The sequence below is a fragment of the Bacillus sp. 522_BSPC genome (assembly GCF_001076885.1).
In the GTDB taxonomy this organism is placed as follows: Bacteria; Bacillota; Bacilli; order Bacillales; family Cytobacillaceae; genus Niallia; species Niallia hominis.
In genome coordinates this window covers 14,737-35,362 of the sequence record NZ_JVDT01000165.1, presented here as the reverse complement: position 1 = coordinate 35,362, position 20,626 = coordinate 14,737, and the positions used below count along the sequence as shown (strand labels likewise).

Here is a 20,626-nt window from a genome sequence, read left to right as displayed (position 1 = left end):
CGCCGTGAAAGGGCGGTGTCTTAACCGCTTGACCAATGGGCCATGATTGATATCTATAAATGGTGAGCCATGGAGGATTCGAACCTCCGACCCTCTGATTAAAAGTCAGATGCTCTACCGACTGAGCTAATGGCTCCTATTATGAGCTTGTCTCTTTTGTTTTTGTCATTTGCGACGCTTTTTATATTAGCATATTATCAAAATAAAAAGCAATACTTTTCTTAAAACTTTTTTAAATTTTTTTTATTTTGCTCTAAGCTACATTTCCTTTTAAGATTAATGTACTTTTTTGCGTTTGTTTATATATCCACAACCTTACCATTATCGCAAATTCAAATGCTAGCCAACAACCATTAAGAATAAGTTAATCGTCTCTTTAATTCAAACAAAGTAGTCTGTATTCTCTCATACCCATCTATCTACTTGGAAAAACAAAGGTCGTTCAAAATTTAGAACGACCTTTATTTTCATGTTTAGATTTGTCTCCAAGGGCTGTGTATAATATTTGTTTGTGTACGATCCGGCCCAACAGAGAACATAGATAATGGAATCCCAGTTAACTGTGATACTCTTTCTAAATAATGACGAGCATTTGCCGGAAGATCGCTTAGTGTTTTACAGCTAGTAATGTCTTCTGTCCAGCCTGGTAGCTCTTCATATACTGGCTCACATTCTGCTAATACTTTTAGGCTTGCTGGGAACTCTTCCATTACTTCCCCTTTGTATTTATAAGCAACACAAATTTTTAACGTTTCAATTCCTGTTAAAACGTCAATGGAATTTAGAGAAAGATCTGTAATACCACTAACACGACGAGCATGTCGAACTACTACACTATCAAACCAGCCAACACGACGTGGTCTACCAGTTGTTGTTCCATATTCACGACCAACTTCTCTAATTTGGTTTCCAATTTCATCATTTAATTCTGTTGGGAAAGGTCCGTCTCCAACTCTTGATGTATAGGCCTTTGATACACCTACAACATGTTTAATTTTAGTTGGCCCAACACCTGAACCAATTGTTACGCCTCCAGCTACTGGATTAGAAGAAGTGACAAATGGATAAGTACCTTGGTCAATATCAAGCATTACCCCTTGAGCACCTTCAAAAAGAACTCTGCGTCCATCATCTAATGCATCATTTAATACAACAGAAGTGTCACAAACATATTGCTTAATTTGTTGACCATATTCATAATATTCATTTAAAATATCCTCTAATTTAAAGCCTTCTGTTTCATAGATGCGCTCTAACAGACGATTTTTTTCCACTAAGTTTCTTGCAAGTTTTTCTTCAAATACTTCTCTATCTAATAAATCAGCAATACGGATACCAATACGTGCAGCTTTATCCATATAAGCTGGTCCAATGCCTTTTTTCGTTGTTCCAATTTTGTTAGCACCTTTGCTTTCTTCTTCCACTTCATCTAATTTCAGATGATAAGGAAGAATAACATGCGCACGATTGCTAATTCGTAAGTTATCTGTTGTAACATTACGGTCATGTAAGTACTTTAACTCCGCAATAATTGCTTTTGGATCCACTACCATACCGTTTCCAACAACACTAATTTTTTCTTTATAAAATATCCCAGATGGAATTAAGTGTAATTTATACGTTTCGCCATTAAACTTAATTGTATGTCCTGCATTGTTACCACCTTGATAACGTGCAATCACTTCTGCATTTTCAGATAGAAAATCGGTAATTTTACCTTTTCCTTCGTCTCCCCACTGCGTTCCTACCACCACTACTGATGACATATCCTAAAGCACCTCCACAGGTTTCTATATCTTTTTATTATATCCTTAATCAAACATTCCTATTTTACCAACTTTTTAACATAAAAGTCAACAAAACACGAACAATCTTTTTAATCAATTAAAGTTATGTTCGTAAAAACTGATAAATAAAGATAGATAATTTTGTAGTATTTGCTCCTATTGATGCATTTATTCATCTAAAAAAAGCATAAAAAAAGATTAGTAGCTTTAAAACTACTAATCTTTTTTATTAGGCCCCTGTCGGCATCGCACCATCCTCAAAACGCCGTTCTAGATTAACGAATTTATTGTATTCTTTTACAAAGGCTAGCTGTACGGTTCCAGTCGGACCATTACGCTGTTTCGCAATAATGATTTCGATAATATTCTTGCTTTCTGATTCTTTATCATAGTAATCATCACGATATAAGAAGGCTACAATATCCGCATCCTGCTCAATACTTCCTGATTCCCTGATATCGGACATCATCGGACGCTTATCTTGTCTTTGCTCTACACCCCGTGATAACTGAGATAAGGCAATGACAGGCACTTGAAGTTCACGTGCAAGCTGTTTTAAGGAACGAGAAATTTCCGATACCTCTTGCTGTCTATTTTCACCAGCACGGCCACTTCCCAAGATTAGCTGTAAGTAATCAATTAATATCATTCCTAAGCCGTGTTCTTGCTTTAGACGACGGCATTTTGCTCTTATATCTGTAATCTTTACCCCTGGTGTATCATCAATGAAAATACCTGCATTGGACAAGCTTCCCATTGCCATCGTTAGCTTTCCCCAGTCCTCATCTGTTAACGATCCTGTACGTAGACGCTGGGCATCTATATTCCCTTCTGCACATAGCATACGCATGACAAGCTGCTCTGCTCCCATCTCCAAACTAAAAATGGCTACATTTTCACCTGTTTTTACAGCAACATTCTGAGCGATATTTAAGGCAAAGGCCGTTTTACCAACAGATGGTCTTGCTCCAACGATAATTAAGTCATTTCGCTGAAATCCTGCCGTCATTTTATCAAGTTCAGCAAACCCTGTTGCTATCCCTGTAATATCGCCTTTGCGATTATGCATTTCTTCAATATTATCGTATGTTCGAACAAGAACATCTTTGATATTATGAAACGCCCCAGCGTTTTTCCGCTGTGCTACTTCTAAAATATTCTTTTCTGCTTCACTTAATAAAGCTTCTACTTCATCTTCACGTGAATACCCATCTTGGGCAATATTCGTTGCTGTTCGAATTAAGCGGCGCAACAATGACTTTTCTTCCACAATTTTTGCATAATATTCTATATTTGCAGCAGTAGGTACCGAAGCAGCCAACTCACTTAAATAGCTGACTCCACCTGTATCCTCCAAATTATTGGTTGCTGCTAACTCTGATGTCACTGTAATTAAATCGACTGCTTTTCCTTCGTCATTTAATTTCAGCATTGTCGTATATATTCTTTGATGTGCGCCTCTATAAAAATCTTCTGGTATAAGGATCTCAGAAGCTAATGTTAAACTTTGTGGTTCAAGGAAAATGGCCCCGAGTACAGCTTGTTCTGCCTCAATATTCTGTGGGGGCATTCGATCATTTAAAACTTCACTCAATCTATAAAACCTCCTTAAAATGAGAGGATATGATAAAAAACATAGCCTAGATAAAAAAAAGCAACAATCTATTTTACAAAAAGAGCTTCCTTCCTGCTAAAGAAAGGTATTTTTGTAACAGCTGTTCCTTTTTCTCTTCTTTCCAATTACCTATTAATATGATATATCTTTTATAAAGCTCTAATATTCATCTACATTTTTAGTTAAAAATCAGTCAAACAAAAAATGTGACCAGCTAAACCTGTATCACATTTTCTTAAGCTTATTCTATTTTAACATGTTTAGAGATAAATGGAACTTCCAATATTAGCTTAATTCCTTAACATGTACATTTAAAGTTGCTGAAACCTCATGGTGAAGCTTTACGGGAACCTTTGTCACGCCTAGAGAACGAATAGCATCATTTAAATCAATTTTTCTTTTATCGATTTTAATTTGATGCTTTTTATTTAATTCATCTGCAATTTGCTTACTTGTAATAGATCCAAACAATCTGCCGCCTTCACCTGATTTGGCATGCAGCTCAACTGTTACTTTTTCCAGCTTTTCTTTTAATTCTTTTGCTTTTTCTAGTTCTTCCATCGCTTGTTTCTCTTCTTTTTTCTTTTGAGCATTTAGCGTACTAACTGCTGATGCATTTGCTTCGACAGCCAATCCCTGTTTTAAAAGAAAGTTATGTGCATAACCATCTGCAACGTTTTTCAATTCGCCTTTTTTCCCTTTACCTTTTACATCTTTTAGAAAAATTACTTTCATTCTTTTCTTCTCCCTTCGAAATACTCATCTATTGCTAGCTTTAGTCTTGCTTCTACTTCTTCCATTGGCATATTTGAAAGCTGGGTAGCTGCATTGGTTAAATGGCCTCCACCATGTAAGCTTTCCATAATAATTTGGACATTGATTTCTCCTAAAGAGCGAGCACTTATACCCATCATTGTTTCTCCTCTAGGAGCTATTACAAACGAGGCAATGATTCCATCCATTGTTAATAAAGTATCTGCTGTTTGTGCAATCAGAACACTATCCACTACTTCGCCTTCTTTGGCAGTGGCTATTGCAATACCCTCTTTATAAAATTGAACATTTTCAATTATTTTCGCTCTTTTCACATAGTTTTCAATGTCCTCTTTGAGAAACTTCTGAACAAGAACTGTATCTGCTCCTTGTCCTCTTAAATAGGACGCTGCATCAAAGGTTCGAGCTCCTGTTCTTAAGGTAAAGCTTTTCGTATCAACAATAATTCCTGCTAACAGAGCTGTTGCTTCTAGCATTTCAATTTTAACACTTTTTGGTTGATATTCTAATAATTCAGTAACAAGTTCAGCAGTTGAAGAAGCATATGGTTCCATATAGACAAGAAGTGGATTCTCAATAAATTCCTCACCTCGTCGATGATGGTCAATTACTACTACATCTTCTATTTTATTCAATAAATGCTCTTCTATCACTAGAGAAGGCTTATGTGTATCAACAACTACTAGCAAAGTATCCCCTGTTGCCATCTCTAAAGCTTGATCAGGTGTAATAAATTTCATAAATAGAGACTCTTGCTTTTTAATTTCTTCTAGCAGCCTTCTAACAGCTGTATCTATTTCCTGAAAATTAATGACGATAAATGCATCTTTTTGATTCATTTGAGCAACTTTATGAATTCCAATTGCTGCGCCAATAGCATCCATGTCAGGATTTTTATGTCCCATTATAATAACTTTGTCACTATCTAAGACTAATTCTTTTAAAGCATGGGAAATAACTCTGGCTCTAACTCTTGTTCGTTTTTCTACTGGATTAGTTTTTCCACCATAGAATTTCACTTTACCATTCGGCTGTTTAATCGCAACCTGATCTCCGCCTCTTCCTAGGGCTAAATCAAGGCTAGATTGCGCAATATTCCCTAGCTCTGGCAAGGAGGATACGCCTGATCCTACCCCAATACTGAGTGTTAAAGGAACATTCTGCTTTGTTGTTAATTCTCTAACATCATCTAATATGGTGAATTTCCCTTTCTCCAAGCTTTGTAAAATATGTTCATTAAAAATAGCAATGAAGCGATCAGAAGATATTCGTTTTAATAATACTCCATTATCTGTAGCCCATTTATTTAAAATGGCAGTAACAGTATTATTGATGCTACTTCTCGTCTGGTCATCCATCCCTTGTGTTAAATCATCATAGTTATCTAAAAAGATAATCGCAATTGCAGTACGTTCATCTTCATAAAGCTTCTCAATTTGCGTTTGCTCTGTAACATCGAAAAAATATAAAAGGCGCTCTTCCACTTTATGAATAACTCGAAATTTCCTTTCATGCAATGTAATGATTTCTGTTTCGACCTCTTGTTTAATTAAGGGGATAATCGATGGTGAAACATCATATAATGACCTTCCAACAAGTGTATCCTCTGCAAAACAAGATGCCAAAAAGGGATTGGTCCATTCAATATAATAGTCATCATTTATAAGCATGATTCCTATCGGCATTTCCATTAGGGCCTCTTCCCCCACCTTTTTGACTCGGTAGGAAAGAGTCGTTATATACTCTTCCGTTTCCTTTCTTTGACGACTTTCTATTCGTAAGATGAAATAAAAAGGGGTAACAAAAAGGACTAACCCAATTAAGGAAAATACCCAGTTATAAAAAGAGAGGATTCCAAGCATGATAATGGTAATACCGATTAAACATATTAATGGATACCGTATGGATCCTTTCTCTAAAAAAGTAGGCAATTTTTCTCCTCCTAAAACTCGTGAGATTTCACATAATCCTTGCTATGTATTCTTTATACCTGATACTATTATACCCCATTAAACTAAATTAAAATATAAAAAGGTCTATCCCTCTTCGGTTATCCAAATAATAGAGGATACAGGATATAGGATATACATAACCAGAAAGGGTTTGCATCATCACTTAATATTTTACTATCATTCTGATTCTTCTTCAACGAAGTTACTCAGAAGAAATACTAGAATAAAAATAAAGCAGACATCTTTAGGACATAAGCAGTACAAAAAAAGAAGCTTTTCCAAATAATGATGTATGTATTGTATTGGACAGAAAAAAATGCGACAGAGTGGTTCATTTTCCCAAAATAATACAAAAACCCTATTAAACAAAAGTCTAATAGGGTTTTTTATAGGCTAATTATTCTCCACTAACGTATGGTAGTAAAGCCATAGTACGTGCACGTTTAATAGCAATCGTTAATTTACGTTGGTATTTAGCGCTTGTACCTGTTACACGACGAGGTAAAATTTTACCGCGTTCTGAGATGAATTTTTTTAGTAAATCTACATCTTTATAATCGATTTTAGTGATGCCGTTAGCTGTAAAGTAACATACTTTACGACGTTTAGCACGGCCACCTCTGCGTCCACCCATTGCCATGAGATTAACCTCCTTTTTTGATCATCAAAATTATATTAGAATGGTAAATCATCATCTGAAATATCGATTTGACCGCTATTTGCAAATGGATCTTTATCCACTTTCGTATAATCCTGATTATTTCTATTTGTTTGAGGTCGCTGATTCTGATAATTATTTGATCCTCCAAAAGGATTATCTTGTTCTCTTGGGGCACCATAATTCATGTTGTCACTTCTATTATTAGCAGAGCTGTTTCTAGGTTCTAAGAACTGAACACTTTCTGCTAATACTTCGGTTACATATACACGCTTTCCGTCTTGTCCATCATAGCTACGCGTTTGAATACGACCATCGACACCCGCTAAACTTCCTTTTTTTAAGTAGTTAGCAACGTTTTCTGCTGGTTTTCTCCAAATAACACAGTTAATGAAGTCTGCTTCTCTTTCACCTTGCTGATTTGTAAAGGTACGGTTAACAGCAAGTGTGAACGTTGCAACGGCAACTCCACTTGGTGTATAGCGCAACTCCGGATCCTTAGTTAAACGGCCAACAAGAACTACCCGATTCATCATCAGTTTCAACTCCCTTCCATCTAAAATGTTTCACGTGAAACATTGTTTATATATTATTTTGCTTCATCTTTAACTACGATGTGGCGAATGATATCTTCGTTGATCTTAGCTAAACGAGAGAATTCTTCAACCGCTACTGGTGCAGCGTTAACTTTTACTAATTGATAGTAACCATCGCGGAAATCATTGATTTCATATGCAAGGCGACGTTTACCCCACTCTTTTGATTCTGCTAATTCCGCTCCATTATCTGTAAGAATAGCGTTGAAACGCTCAACAAGTGTTTTCTTAGCCTCATCTTCAATATTTGGACGGATGATGTACATAATTTCGTACTTTTTCATCACTTTCACCTCCTTTTGGTCTAGACGGCCCATAGTTGGGCAAGGAGCAACTATACATTACTCACAAGGTAAAAGTATAGCATACTTCGTTTCAAATAGCAATGTACTAAAAATAACATAAGTTATTACTATTTTATCTTCGTTTAATTAGACTTTTATGCATACTTTTTATTTAATCCTTGTCGGGTTTGAAGTACTTCACAATACTCGCATAACAATCCATCAAAAATTGTGTCCCATGATTGCGTTAACGCATAGATTCTAGCTTCTCTCCCCATGCTCACTCTCATCTTTTCATCAAATAACAATTCGCTAATAGCTTGAAGAAAGCTTTCAGCATTTTGTTTTTTGCATATTCTGCCATTGATATGATCTATGACAAAGTCTTTTACGCCACCCTCATTAGCAACAATTGCTGGAGTTCCACAAGCCATTGCTTCTAATACAACATTTCCAAAGGTTTCTGTATAGGATGGGAAAACGAAAAGGTCGGCTCCTGCATATATCCTTGCCAAGTCATCCCCTTTTATATAACCAGTCAATGTAATATTTTGTTGTGACTTTTCCTTTTCTCTCCAAGCCTCCTTATTTGGTCCATCTCCAACTATTAGCCAATGGACTGATTCCTTTATATTCGAGGGCAATTTATCCACGATATCATTTAATGTAGCCAAATCTTTCTCTGGAGCTAATCTCCCTACATACAATAAAATATGGTTTTCTCTGATATGGTACTTCCTTCTAATTTGTTCTTTCGCATCGATGTTTGGCGTGAAAAGTTTAGAATCAATCCCTCTTCCCCAAACTTTTAATTCTCGAAAATCCAATGACTCTAATTTTCTTTGGGTTTCGTTACTGGGAACAAAAATTCTTTCTGTTGATTGATGGAACCATTTTAAATATTTCCATAAAAATGGCTCTAGTAAGGAAGCATGATAATATTTAAGATATTGATCAAAATTAGTGTGATAAGAAGAAACAACTGGGATATTTAATTTTTTGGCAGCGAATAATCCATACAGTCCCATCATATAAGGTGTAGCCAGATGAATTAGATCTGGTTTAAACTGTTTTAGATTATTTTCTATCTTTCTTGGGTTCGTAATAACTGTCCGGCACTCTGGATAAACAAAAAATGGAAGACTAGGAAATTGGTTGATATTTGGGTATGTAGTAGAAGATTTATTTTCTGGAGAATATACTTGATAGGAAATTTGCTTTTTTTCCAAATGGTTACTAAGCCTCTTCAACGTCTGTGCAACACCATTCACTTGAGGAAAATAAGTGTCTGTGAAAATGGCAATTTTCAAAAACTCCACTCCCTTTTTATCAAGTTAGTTATAGCTATTCCTAGCTTACCATTGCCATGCTTGGATAGTTTTAAAGAATTGTAAAAAGAGTGTACATTATTATTTACAAAAAAAACACGCATTAAAAGATTTATTAGCACCATAAATGTACTAAAGTAATCTTTTTTATGCGTGTTGTTCTAATTCATGGGGCTGTTTTCGTAAAGTTTGTTGCTACAATTCACAGCGCCTTAATTTTTCCTTATACGTTAAAACGGAAATGGATAATATCGCCGTCTCTAACTATATATTCTTTACCTTCTAAACGAACTTTACCAGCTTCTTTTGCAGCAACCATATTGCCACTTGCTAATAAATCATCATATGAAACAGTTTCCGCACGGATAAAGCCTCTTTCAAAATCAGAATGAATAATTCCTGCACATTGTGGTGCTTTCATCCCTTGTACAAATGTCCATGCACGAACTTCTTGAACGCCTGCTGTAAAGTAAGTAGCTAATCCAAGAAGATGGTATGCTGCACGAATTAACTGATCTAAACCAGATTCTTCGATTCCAAGCTCTTGCAGGAACATTTCCTTTTCTTCTCCTTCAAGCTCTGCAATCTCTTCTTCAATTTTCGCACAGATGACAATTACTTCAGCACCTTCATTTGCTGCAAAATCCTTTACACGTTTTACATATTCATTATTCGCTGCATCTACGATTTCATCCTCGCCTACATTCGCAACATATAATACAGGCTTAATTGTTAAAAGATGTAGTCCTTTAGCAATTTTCGCCTGTTCTTCTGTAAACTCAACCGTTCTTGCTGGTTTTTCTTCTTCAAAAGCAGCCTTAAGTAATTCTAATACTTCTAATTCAGCAACAGCTTCTTTATCTTTTTGCTTCGCCATTTTTCCAACTCGGCCAATTCTTTTCTCTACTGATTCTAAATCAGCAAGAATTAATTCTAAGTTGATTGTTTCTATATCAGAAATGGGGTCTACTTTTCCTGATACATGGGTAATGTTATCATCTGCAAAACAACGTATTACTTGGCAGATAGCATCTACTTCACGAATATGAGATAAAAACTTATTGCCAAGACCTTCCCCTTTACTTGCCCCTTTTACAATTCCGGCAATATCTGTAAATTCAAAAGTTGTAGGTACTGTTTTTTTCGGTTGTACTAATTCTGTTAATTTTGTTAAACGTTGATCTGGTACTTCTACAATTCCAACGTTTGGATCAATTGTACAGAACGGATAGTTCGCTGATTCTGCACCTGCTTGTGTAATTGCATTAAACAATGTAGATTTACCAACGTTAGGCAAACCAACTATTCCAGCAGTTAACGCCATTATGCCACTCCCTTATATAAACTATCTATCTCCATCGTACAAAATAGAAAGTAATTTCATTATTATTCTAAACCTTTAACAATTATAGTTTTAACGAGGGAAAAAGACAAGTAGTGTTCCTTTTCCTCGAACCAAAAAAGACAACAACTATCTTTATTTGCTGCCTTTCCGATAAAAAGTACTATTCTTCATGCTTTACTAAAACTTTTTTCATTTTCCTTGCAAACTCTCTTCTTGGAATGAGAACACTATGTTCGCATCCTTCACATTTAATTCGGATATCCATCCCTAACCGAATTATTTTCCAGCGATTTGTACCGCAAGGATGGGCTTTTTTCATCTCAACTACATCATTTAGACCAAACTCTTTCTGTTCCATATTTCCTCCTTGAACAAACTATTGTGGTTGTGAATACATGACTAATTTTGGGAAAGGACTCTCAATACCATTTTCATCTAGAACATTCTTTATTTCTTTTCTTAAAATCCTTGCGATGGCATGGTGCTTCATTGGCAAAGTTTCTGCAACTATACGAATAATAACCTCTGATGCTTGGATATTTTGTACACCTAATAATTCTGGAACACCGACAATATCCTCATATTGCTCTGGTAGTTTTTCAATCAATTCCTGTATAACCTTTTCTGCCCGATTGATATCACCTTGATAGGCAATACTTACATCTACAATTGCTTTACTATTGTTTATAGAAAAATTAGTTACTTCTATAATGCTTCCATTAGGAATAATATTCACTTCTCCTGTAAAGCCTTTGATTTTTGTTGTCCTTAATCCAATCTCTTCTACTACTCCCTCGTATGTCCCAATACGTACTTGGTCTCCGACAGAAAATTGATCTTCAAAGATAATAAAGAATCCTGTAATAATGTCTTTAACAAGGCTTTGGGCACCAAAACCTACCGCAAGGCCAACAATTCCCGCTCCTGCTAACAAGGCCTTAACGTCAATATTAAAAACAGATAACGCCATCATGATTGCCATAAAATAAACGACATAAGTAATTGTATTTTCCAAAAGTTTAATTAATGTTGCTTCTCTTCTCTCTGATACGCGTAAGGAAGAATGAGTTCTTACTTTAAATATATTTCGTACCGCTGCTTTTCCAATTCTAATAATCATTCCACTAATTAGAAATATAAGTACAATCTTTAATGCCCCAAACCCAAGACTACTCCAAAAATTCTCATTCATGAGATTATCTATACCTTCTTTTATACTCTCATCCATCTAGACACCTCTAAATATAAACTTCTACTAAATTATCTTCCTTTTTTTCTCTGTTCATACAACATAATTTACGTATTAATGCTCTATGTTTTATGGAATGAAAATAATGCTAACTATTTTTCTATTTTACTCTTTAACAGCCTTCATATTGGGTAAGTTTATTTTAACAGTTTTTCTACATGCTTTGTAGTAGTAAGCACCCTAATAAATGCAGGACTTTTGCCCTTATTATAATGGATTATCCGCTTACTGTATCACTCTTTTTTCCTTTATTTTTATGTATATGTATAGAATTTGTCTCTTTTCCATATACTGAATACTACAATTATTCTGCATAAAAATATCTCATGGTTCGATAGATTTCCTCTTAATTGATAGGTACTTAACAGAATCTAACTGATCACGATAATTGCTTTCTTTATAGATTTTATCGAATCTTAAATGATAAAGGAGTAGATTCAATGACCTTATATTCCAGCCTTTTCGAAAAAAACGAACTTCCCATTAGAATAGCACATGATGAACAGTTAGCAGCTTTTAAAATTACCGATTCATTATCTAAACATTTACCATCTGTTTCTGTTACTCGACCAATTGTCTTTGTTTGTATTGGAACCGATCGTTCTACTGGAGATTCATTAGGTCCGCTTATTGGAACTCTATTAAGTGAAAAGAATATATCTCCTTTTCATGTCTATGGAACATTAGACGAACCAATTCATGCACTTAATTTAGAGGATAAATTAAAGGAAATACATGAAAAACATCATAATCCTTATATTATCGGAATAGATGCCTGTCTAGGCAGAATGAAAAGCGTTGGTGTAATTCAAATAGGAGATGGACCTGTTAAACCAGGAAGCGGCGTAAAAAAAGAGCTTCCTCCTGTTGGAAATATTCATATTACGGGAATTGTTAATATAAGCGGATTTATGGAATTTCTAGTTCTTCAGAATACTAGATTAAGCCTAGTATTGAATATGGCAAAAATCATTTCAAAGGGTATTTATCATACCAGTCTTCGATATATGCATTCTGCAAAATTAGAGGAATACGAAATCAAAGAAGAACCTGTATAACTAATTCCAATCTTATGGTATACAATAAAAAGCCTCTAAAAAAAGATCGTTGTTACAGCTTGCCGATTGTAACATATCTTTTTTTAGAGGCTTTTTTTAATTTTCATTTTCTAATTCAAACAAATGGAGAATGCGTGCCAAATCCTCTTCTGAGAAAAATTCAATTTCAATTTTCCCTTTATTTTTCTTTTGCTTAATATGAACGGTTGTTCCAAATCTTTCACGAAGAAAGGACTCCTGCTCTTTAATAAAAATATTTTTCTGTGCGGGTTTTTCTTTTTTTGTTTCACGTGAAACATTCTCATTTAAAAGCTGAATTAATTGTTCCAACTGGCGTACATTTAATCCCTCTTTAATAACTTTATCAACTATTGCTGGAAGCTTATCTTTATTTTTCAAGCCTAATAAAGTTCTTCCATGTCCCATTGATATTTTACCGTCAGAAATATAATTTTGAACAGCTTTTGGAAGTGATAGTAAACGAACATGATTGGCAATATGTGGTCTGCTTTTCCCTAAACGTTTTGCTAGCTCTTCTTGTGTCAGCTTTAATTTTTTCATCAATGTCTGATAGGCATGACCTTCTTCAATTGGTGATAAATCTTCTCTTTGAAGGTTCTCGAGTACTGCTAATTCCATCATTTGCTGTTCCGATAGTTGCCGAACAACTGCAGGGATAGTCGCTAGTTTAGCCTCTTTAGCAGCACGATATCTGCGTTCCCCAACAACTATTTCATAGCCTTTGATGCTTTTTCGAACAATAATTGGTTGAAGAATCCCATGTTCTAGAATAGAAAGCCTCAATTCCTCAATTGCTTCCTCATCGAAGAATTTTCTAGGCTGATAAGGATTAGGTCGCAATTCATTGATGCTTATTTCCTGCACAATTTCTTCCTTCTCGGCATCTAATTTAGGAAAGAATGCATCTAACCCTTTTCCAAGTCCTTTAGCCACTAGTAACCACTTCCTTCGCAAGATCCAAATATACTTCAGCGCCACGTGATTTTGGATCATAAATGATTATTGGTTCCCCATGACTCGGCGCTTCTGATAATCGAATATTTCTCGGAATAATTGTTTTATAGACTTTATCTTGGAAATACTTTTTAACTTCCTCAATAACTTGTAAACCTAGATTTGTTCTAGCATCTAGCATTGTTAGCAACACACCCTCAATTGCCAAGTCATGATTTAAATGCTTTTGAACAAGTCGAACCGTATTTAATAGCTGACTTAATCCTTCTAAAGCGTAATATTCACATTGAACAGGTATCAATACTGCGTCCGATGCAGTCAACGCATTAATCGTTAATAATCCTAAAGAAGGAGGACAATCTATTAAAATATAATCATAATTGTGTTTGACCTCGTCTAAAGCTCTTTTCAATCTTACTTCTCTGGAAATAGTAGAAACAAGCTCTATTTCCGCTCCAGCTAATTGAATCGTTGCAGGTATAACATCCAAATTCTCCACATTTGTCTGTTTTATCACCATTCTTGCCTCTAGATCATCCACTAACACATCATAGATACAATGATCAACATCAGCTTTTTCAATGCCTACACCACTAGTAGCATTTCCTTGTGGATCAATATCTACTAATAGCACTCTTTTTCCGATATATGCTAAACAAGAGCCAAGATTAACCGATGTAGTTGTTTTTCCAACTCCGCCCTTTTGGTTAGCAACAGTAATAATTTTACCCATGATGTCACCTACCTTTAATTCCATACGAGCTACGAAATATATAATCGACGCAAGATGGCTGCTTAATATAAAAAGATTGAATCGTTTATAGCCTTTTAAACTATAAGACAATTTATTGGTTAAAAAACATGAATAGATTACAACATGGCCAATTCCATGCCTATTGTAATCACGTATATTATTTTATCATGAAAACTTCTAAATATCGTCACTTTTTCTGTTAATCTGAATTAGTGGAGGAAAATATAAATATATTAATAGTATGAAAGAAGTTATAAAGCCTATTATTTCAAGCATTTAACAAGGATTCAACTAGTTATTTCGCTTAGAAAAAATCCTATTAAAATCAGAAATGGAGGTTTCATTTTATACTTGTGGTTATCCTTTGAGGAATAAAATCATATAAAAAAGTGAGAACCAGCATAAATGGCTATTATTCTCACAAAAAAATATGCTCTGTTAAATAAGTATTTTTACTATCTTTTATGGAGTTGGATTTAACAGAGCCCAAAATCTATAAATAAGTACAAATTATAATTCTAGATAAGAAGCTATTTAAGTATTATTTCTTTTTCGGAATTTTTATCGTAAATTGATAAAAATCTTCAAACTCTTCTTCTTCGGCATTTAAATTAATTCCACTATCAGAAACCATATTCAGCGACTGACGAATGGTATTTACTGCAATCCGCATATCTTTGCTAAATGCCTTTCTTTTTGGCTTCGGTTTCTGCTTTGATTGTTCAAGCATTTTCACGACACGCTCTTCTGTTTGCTTTACATTTAAGCTCTTTTCCATGATTTCTTGTAATAGCTGGATTTGTTTTTCCCGTTCTTTTAAAGGAATCATGGAACGAGCATGACGCTCAGAAATCTCTTTATTTAATAATGCTTCTTGAATTTCTTCTGGCAATTTAAGAAGTCTTAATTTATTTGCTACAGTCGACTGCCCTTTGCCTAATCTTTGGGCAAGTGCCTCTTGGGTAAGATTGTGGAGCTCTAATAATTTGCCATAGGCAATCGCTTCTTCAATTGGAGAAAGCTCTTCCCTTTGAAGATTCTCTATAAGTGCAACAGAAGCAGTTTCTGTGTCGCTCATGTTTTTTATAATTGCTGGCGCTTCTTCCCAACCAAGTTTTTTCATTGCTCTCCATCTTCGTTCTCCAGCAATGATTTCAAATTTATCTTCTTCATATTCTCTTAATACGATGGGTTGTATAATACCATGTGTATGGATTGTACGAGCTAATTCTTCAATTTTTTCATCATCAAATACCGTTCTTGGTTGAAAACGGTTAGGAACAATCTGATTAATTGGGATTCGTCTAACTTCTTCATTACTTCCCATACTCTCGATCTCCTCTTGAGCAGCATCTGCACTTATTTGACTAGCATCTTCTATTTGCTCTCCTTTTTCGCCTAGTCCAAAAAATCGTGAGAAAGAAGGCTTCATCACCCTGCACCACCTTTACAAAACTCCCTATTAGTTATTCTCTATATGAAACATTAATCCCTGCAAAGTCATCTAACTTAAAGTAGAAACTTCTCGAAATTTCATAGAATATGACAATTATAGGTATATTATATAGTAGATATGATAGTTGATATAGTTCTAATCTTATGAATGATTATATCATTCTCTTATTTCTTTCGTAATAACTTATAGCTGTTTTCATAAAGTTGTTGCTATTACCAGACTCTTACCATGAGCCTGCTCCTTAATTTTCTCTATAATTATATCTTTTATGAATGAAAATCAATCTTTTTGAAAACAACCTAATATAAAATAATTATTTTTCCCGTCTTATTAATAAGCTCCCATCCCTACTTCACGCAGGAAGGGATGGAAGAATATCATATAAAGAATCGGATAACTTCAGAAACTAAATTATCAGACATAAATCTGTGCTTTCACCTATTCAATTGGTTCTTTATTAGGAGTTCCAGGTTTTCTTGGATACTTTTTAGGTGTTGGCTTTTCTTTTTCAATTATGATAATATTTCTTTCACTTTCTTCAACTGGCAATAAAAAGGAGTGTGTTGTTTGAATCTTTCCTCCTAATAGACTTACAGCCTTTTTCCCCGCTTCGATTTCCTCTTTGGCACTTGCTGCTTTCATTGCAACAAAAGTACCTCCAACCTTTGCTAGTGGCAAACAAAGTTCACTTAAAACAGAGAGTCGTGCTACTGCTCGTGCAGTTACAATATCAAAGGATTCACGATATGCTTTATTTTGGCCAAATGTTTCTGCTCGGTCATGAATAAAGTTAACCTCTTTCAGCTCTAGTTGAGATGCTAAGTGTTCAAGAAAATGAATTCTTTTTTTCAAAGAATCGACAATCGTCACCTTTAAATCAGGAAAAACAATTTTTAAAGGGATGCTTGGAAAACCTGCCCCTGCACCAACGTCGCATACATGTACAGCATCGTGAAACCCATTATAGTAAAATCCAGCAGTGATGGAATCATAGAAATGCTTTAAATAAACATCCGATTTTTCTGTAATTGCTGTTAAATTCATTTTTTCATTCCACTCTACCAATGTTTCAAAGTAGAGCTCAAACTGTTTTATTTGATGGTCTGATAAAGTAATTCCTTTATCAGACAACATTTGAATAAAATCTTCCGTTTTCATGCATGAACCCTTTCTATTCAGAGATTAAACACGAGCTATTTTTCCTTGTTCTAAATAAACTAATAAAATAGATATATCTGCTGGGTTTACACCAGAAATTCTCGATGCCTGTGCAATGGATAATGGACGAACTTTTTTTAATTTCTGTACCGCTTCCGTTGCAAGACTAGAGATCGCATCATAATCAATATTCTCAGGAATTTTCTTGTTTTCCATTTTCTTTAGTCTTTCCACTTGCTGTAAGGATTTCTCGATATATCCTTCATATTTAATTTGAATTTCTACTTGTTCTTTGATATCTTCTGTTAAATCTATTTCGCTTGGTGCAAGCTGTTCAATATGGCTATAATTCATTTCAGGGCGTTTTAATAAATCTCCTGCTCTTATACCATCTTTTAATTCGCTTCCACCTTGCTCTTTAATCAGATTTTGAACTTGCTCATTTGGCTTTAGCATTACTTCGCTTAAACGTTGCTTCTCTTGTTCGATTAATTGCTTTTTATCAGAGAATTTCATAAAGCGCTCTTCAGATATAAGACCAATTTTATATCCAATATCTGTTAAACGTAAATCTGCGTTATCATGACGAAGTAGTAAGCGGTATTCTGCTCTTGATGTTAAGAGTCGATATGGCTCGTTTGTGCCTTTTGTTACTAAGTCATCAATTAAAACACCGATGTATGCATCAGAGCGGCTTAAGATAACTTCCTCTTTTCCTATTGCATTTAAACCAGCATTAATACCAGCCATTAAACCTTGGCCTGCAGCTTCTTCATATCCTGAAGTTCCATTAATTTGACCAGCAGTATATAGATTTTTAATCTTCTTCGTTTCTAATGTTGGCCATAATTGTGTAGGAACAATGGCATCATATTCAATTGCATATCCCGCTCGCATCATTTGGACATTTTCTAAACCTGGGATTGTTCTTAATATTTCCTGTTGAACATCTTCAGGTAAGCTTGTCGATAATCCTTGAACATAAACTTCTTGTGTATTTTTCCCCTCTGGCTCTAAGAAAATTTGATGTCTTGGTTTATCATTGAATCGGACCACTTTATCTTCAATTGATGGACAATAGCGTGGTCCTGTCCCTTTGATCATTCCTGAATACATTGGGGAACGATGTAAATTCGAATCAATAATTTGATGTGTCTTTTCATTGGTATATGTTAACCAACAAGGAAGCTGATCTGTAATAAATTTGGTTGTTTCATAAGAAAAGGCTCTTGGAACATCATCACCAGGCTGTATTTCAGTCTTAGAGTAGTCAATAGAATGACTATTTACACGAGGTGGTGTTCCGGTTTTAAAACGCACTAAATCAAATCCTAGTGCTTCTAAGTGCTCCGATAAACGGATGGAAGGCTGTTGATTATTCGGACCGCTGGAGTATTTAAGCTCTCCTAAAATAATTTCTCCACGAAGGTACGTACCAGTAGTTACGACAATCGTTTTTGCTCGATACGTAGCACCTGTTTTCGTAATAACTCCTTTGACAACTTGATCCTCAACGATTAGTTCTTCTACCATTCCTTGAATCAACGTTAGATTTGGTTCATTTTCTAACGTCTTCTTCATTTCATGTTGATACATATATTTATCTGCCTGAGCTCTTAAGGCACGTACAGCAGGACCTTTTCCTGTGTTTAGCATTCTCATTTGAATATATGTTTTATCTATATTTTTCCCCATCTCGCCGCCAAGTGCGTCAATTTCCCTTACAACAATCCCTTTTGCGGGTCCTCCGACAGATGGATTACATGGCATAAATGCGACCATATCTAAATTTATCGTTAACATTAATGTTTTGGCACCTATTCTAGCTGCTGCAAGGCCAGCCTCACAGCCAGCATGACCTGCACCAATGACAATCACATCATAATTTCCAGCTTCGTACTGCATCATGATGCCTCCTTCTTTCTAAACTTTCTTTTAAGAAATACGTTTTTAGTTACTTTTATTGATGGCTAAATTAGCTGGTATTCTATTTCTCAAGACTCTGCTTCATTTCCATAGAGGCCACTGAAAAACTGCCATTTAATCATAATGTCGGTGGCCAACTTTTAAATTTAGGTATTTCTTTTTTCAAATACATAAATCCGTATTTAATTTGGAGAAACTTACTTTTTCAGTGTTCTCATTAAAATCACTTATTTCCCTAAACAGAACTGAGAAAACAACTGATTGATTAAACTTTCGTGCACACTCTCACCAATAATTTCACCAAGTATCTCCCAGGTTCTTGTTAAATCAATTTGTACAATATCTATAGGTGTGCCATTTTCTGCTCCTTCAATTGCATCGCTTATCGCCCGCATCGCTTGGCTTAATAAGGAAATATGTCTTGAATTAGAAACATAAGTCATATCACTTGCTTCAATAGAGCCTGCAAAAAATAGACTAGATATCGCTTCCTCTAATAAGTCGACTCCGTTTTCTTCTACTAAAGATGTTGTGATAACTTTGCGATTTCCCGCAAGTTCTCTTACTTTCTCCAAATCAATTTTTTGAGGTAAATCTGTTTTATTGACGATTACTATATAATCCATGCCTTCTGTAGCCTTGAAGATATTCTTATCCTCTTCGGTTAATTCATCTGCATAATTTAGGACAAGTAAAATTAAATCCGCTTCTCTTAACACTTTTCGTGACTTTTCGACGCCAATTCGTTCTACGATATCTTCTGTTTCCCGAATTCCTGCTGTATCTAGCAAACGAAGTGGAACTCCGCGTACATTCACATATTCTTCAATTACATCTCTCGTTGTACCTGGAATGTCTGTTACGATTGCTTTATTTTCTTGTACTAAACTATTCAATAAAGAGGATTTTCCAACATTCGGTCTGCCAACAATAACGGTTGCCAGTCCTTCGCGGAGAATCTTACCTTGTTGAGAGGTCTGTAATAGCTTTTCAATCTCTGTTTTGATATACGCCGATTTTTCAATCATGACTTTTTGTGTCATTTCTTCTACATCATCGTATTCTGGATAATCAATATTAACCTCTACTTGTGCTAATGTTTCTAAGATTTCTTGGCGCAAATGTCTAATTAATTTTGATAACCTTCCTTCCATTTGACCAAGCGCAACATTCATCGCACGATCTGTTTTAGATCTTATTAAATCCATTACCGCTTCTGCTTGAGAAAGATCGATTCGTCCATTTAAAAAAGCCCTTTTGGTAAATTCCCCAGGTTCTGCAATTCTAGCACCATAAGAAGTTGTCAATTGCAATAATCGATTTACAGAAGCTAATCCGCCATGACAGTTAATTTCAATAACATCCTCTTTGGTAAAAGTTTTCGGTCCTCTCATCAACGATACCATTACTTCTTCCACAACCTCGTCTGTTGCTGGATCTATAATATGCCCATAATGGATTGTATGACTTGCTACCTCCATTAACTTTTTATTACCTATACTTTTGAAGAGCTTGTCTGCAATTTTAATTGAATCTGGACCACTCATTCGAACAATTGCGATCGCTCCCTCACCCATTGGAGTCGATATCGCAGCAATTGTATCCAATTCCATCTTTTTCACCTCAATTCAAAAAAAAATATCTATATAAAATGATTGTATTCACCTTTGACATGATTACATTAGATTAGATTAACATATCCACAAATGTA

Annotated in this window: 18 protein-coding genes and 1 tRNA gene; 1 reads left to right on the top strand and 18 read right to left on the bottom strand. The window is 35.1% G+C overall.

Annotated features, from left to right (window positions below; all coding sequences use genetic code 11):
• Window positions 1-60 precede the first annotated feature (60 nt).
• The 12 genes from ADJ83_RS14330 to ADJ83_RS14275 all read right to left on the bottom strand — a co-directional run bounded on the left by ADJ83_RS14330 (window position 61) and on the right by ADJ83_RS14275 (window position 11,567).
• A tRNA-Lys gene (locus ADJ83_RS14330) sits at window positions 61-136 on the bottom strand.
• Between the two features lie 337 nt (window positions 137-473).
• On the bottom strand, window positions 474-1,766 hold the full coding sequence (locus tag ADJ83_RS14325; RefSeq protein WP_031535569.1) for an adenylosuccinate synthase: 1,293 nt from the start codon (window positions 1,764-1,766) through the stop codon (window positions 474-476).
• A 250-nt stretch (window positions 1,767-2,016) separates the two neighbouring features.
• Window positions 2,017-3,381, bottom strand: coding sequence for a replicative DNA helicase (dnaB, locus tag ADJ83_RS14320; protein WP_031535572.1), 1,365 nt, complete (start codon window positions 3,379-3,381; stop codon window positions 2,017-2,019).
• 306 nt (window positions 3,382-3,687) lie between these two features.
• A complete protein-coding gene (gene rplI / locus ADJ83_RS14315; protein ID WP_048718142.1) occupies window positions 3,688-4,137 on the bottom strand; it encodes a 50S ribosomal protein L9 in 450 nt (149 codons plus the stop codon).
• Window positions 4,134-6,107 carry a DHH family phosphoesterase gene (locus ADJ83_RS14310; protein WP_048718139.1) on the bottom strand — a complete coding sequence of 658 codons (1,974 nt, stop codon included), beginning with the start codon at window positions 6,105-6,107 and terminating at the stop codon, window positions 4,134-4,136. Before ADJ83_RS14310 ends, rplI begins: the two co-directional genes overlap by 4 nt.
• A gap of 418 nt (window positions 6,108-6,525) precedes the next feature.
• Window positions 6,526-6,762 carry a 30S ribosomal protein S18 gene (gene rpsR, locus ADJ83_RS14305; protein WP_031535579.1) on the bottom strand — a complete coding sequence of 79 codons (237 nt, stop codon included), beginning with the start codon at window positions 6,760-6,762 and terminating at the stop codon, window positions 6,526-6,528.
• 41 nt (window positions 6,763-6,803) lie between these two features.
• Complete coding sequence (gene ssb / locus ADJ83_RS14300) at window positions 6,804-7,322, bottom strand: single-stranded DNA-binding protein (RefSeq protein ID WP_048718137.1); 519 nt, start codon at window positions 7,320-7,322, stop codon at window positions 6,804-6,806.
• Window positions 7,323-7,375: 53 nt separating this feature from the next.
• Complete coding sequence (gene rpsF, locus ADJ83_RS14295; protein WP_031535583.1) at window positions 7,376-7,666, bottom strand: 30S ribosomal protein S6; 291 nt, start codon at window positions 7,664-7,666, stop codon at window positions 7,376-7,378.
• Window positions 7,667-7,821: 155 nt separating this feature from the next.
• On the bottom strand, window positions 7,822-8,976 hold the full coding sequence (locus ADJ83_RS14290) for a glycosyltransferase family 4 protein (RefSeq protein WP_048718135.1): 1,155 nt from the start codon (window positions 8,974-8,976) through the stop codon (window positions 7,822-7,824).
• Between the two features lie 241 nt (window positions 8,977-9,217).
• Window positions 9,218-10,318 carry a redox-regulated ATPase YchF gene (gene ychF / locus ADJ83_RS14285; protein WP_048718132.1) on the bottom strand — a complete coding sequence of 367 codons (1,101 nt, stop codon included), beginning with the start codon at window positions 10,316-10,318 and terminating at the stop codon, window positions 9,218-9,220.
• 181 nt (window positions 10,319-10,499) lie between these two features.
• Window positions 10,500-10,697, bottom strand: coding sequence for a DUF951 domain-containing protein (locus ADJ83_RS14280; RefSeq protein WP_031535589.1), 198 nt, complete (start codon window positions 10,695-10,697; stop codon window positions 10,500-10,502).
• A gap of 18 nt (window positions 10,698-10,715) precedes the next feature.
• The gene (locus ADJ83_RS14275; RefSeq protein ID WP_048718130.1) at window positions 10,716-11,567 is read right to left on the bottom strand and encodes a mechanosensitive ion channel family protein; all 852 of its coding nucleotides are present in this window, start codon (window positions 11,565-11,567) and stop codon (window positions 10,716-10,718) included.
• Between the two features lie 461 nt (window positions 11,568-12,028).
• On the opposite strand from ADJ83_RS14275, the gene yyaC reads away from it, so the two are divergent.
• On the top strand, window positions 12,029-12,646 hold the full coding sequence (yyaC, locus tag ADJ83_RS14270; protein ID WP_048718129.1) for a spore protease YyaC: 618 nt from the start codon (window positions 12,029-12,031) through the stop codon (window positions 12,644-12,646).
• Window positions 12,647-12,742: 96 nt separating this feature from the next.
• Here the strand turns inward: yyaC and ADJ83_RS14265 are convergent, their stop codons facing one another.
• The 6 genes from ADJ83_RS14265 to mnmE form a co-directional block, all read right to left on the bottom strand.
• Window positions 12,743-13,600, bottom strand: a complete 858-nt coding sequence (locus tag ADJ83_RS14265) for a ParB/RepB/Spo0J family partition protein (protein WP_048718127.1) — start codon at window positions 13,598-13,600, stop codon at window positions 12,743-12,745.
• Entirely contained in the window at window positions 13,593-14,354 is a 762-nt protein-coding gene (locus ADJ83_RS14260; RefSeq protein ID WP_031535598.1) for a ParA family protein, read from the bottom strand. The genes ADJ83_RS14265 and ADJ83_RS14260 overlap by 8 nt, the downstream gene beginning before the upstream one ends.
• A gap of 562 nt (window positions 14,355-14,916) precedes the next feature.
• Window positions 14,917-15,807 carry a nucleoid occlusion protein gene (gene noc, locus ADJ83_RS14255; RefSeq protein WP_048718125.1) on the bottom strand — a complete coding sequence of 297 codons (891 nt, stop codon included), beginning with the start codon at window positions 15,805-15,807 and terminating at the stop codon, window positions 14,917-14,919.
• 462 nt (window positions 15,808-16,269) lie between these two features.
• The gene (gene rsmG, locus ADJ83_RS14250; protein ID WP_048718123.1) at window positions 16,270-16,989 is read right to left on the bottom strand and encodes a 16S rRNA (guanine(527)-N(7))-methyltransferase RsmG; all 720 of its coding nucleotides are present in this window, start codon (window positions 16,987-16,989) and stop codon (window positions 16,270-16,272) included.
• Between the two features lie 24 nt (window positions 16,990-17,013).
• Window positions 17,014-18,894, bottom strand: a complete 1,881-nt coding sequence (gene mnmG, locus ADJ83_RS14245; protein WP_031535604.1) for a tRNA uridine-5-carboxymethylaminomethyl(34) synthesis enzyme MnmG — start codon at window positions 18,892-18,894, stop codon at window positions 17,014-17,016.
• A gap of 248 nt (window positions 18,895-19,142) precedes the next feature.
• The gene (gene mnmE / locus ADJ83_RS14240) at window positions 19,143-20,522 is read right to left on the bottom strand and encodes a tRNA uridine-5-carboxymethylaminomethyl(34) synthesis GTPase MnmE (protein WP_192840949.1); all 1,380 of its coding nucleotides are present in this window, start codon (window positions 20,520-20,522) and stop codon (window positions 19,143-19,145) included.
• Window positions 20,523-20,626 lie beyond the last annotated feature (104 nt).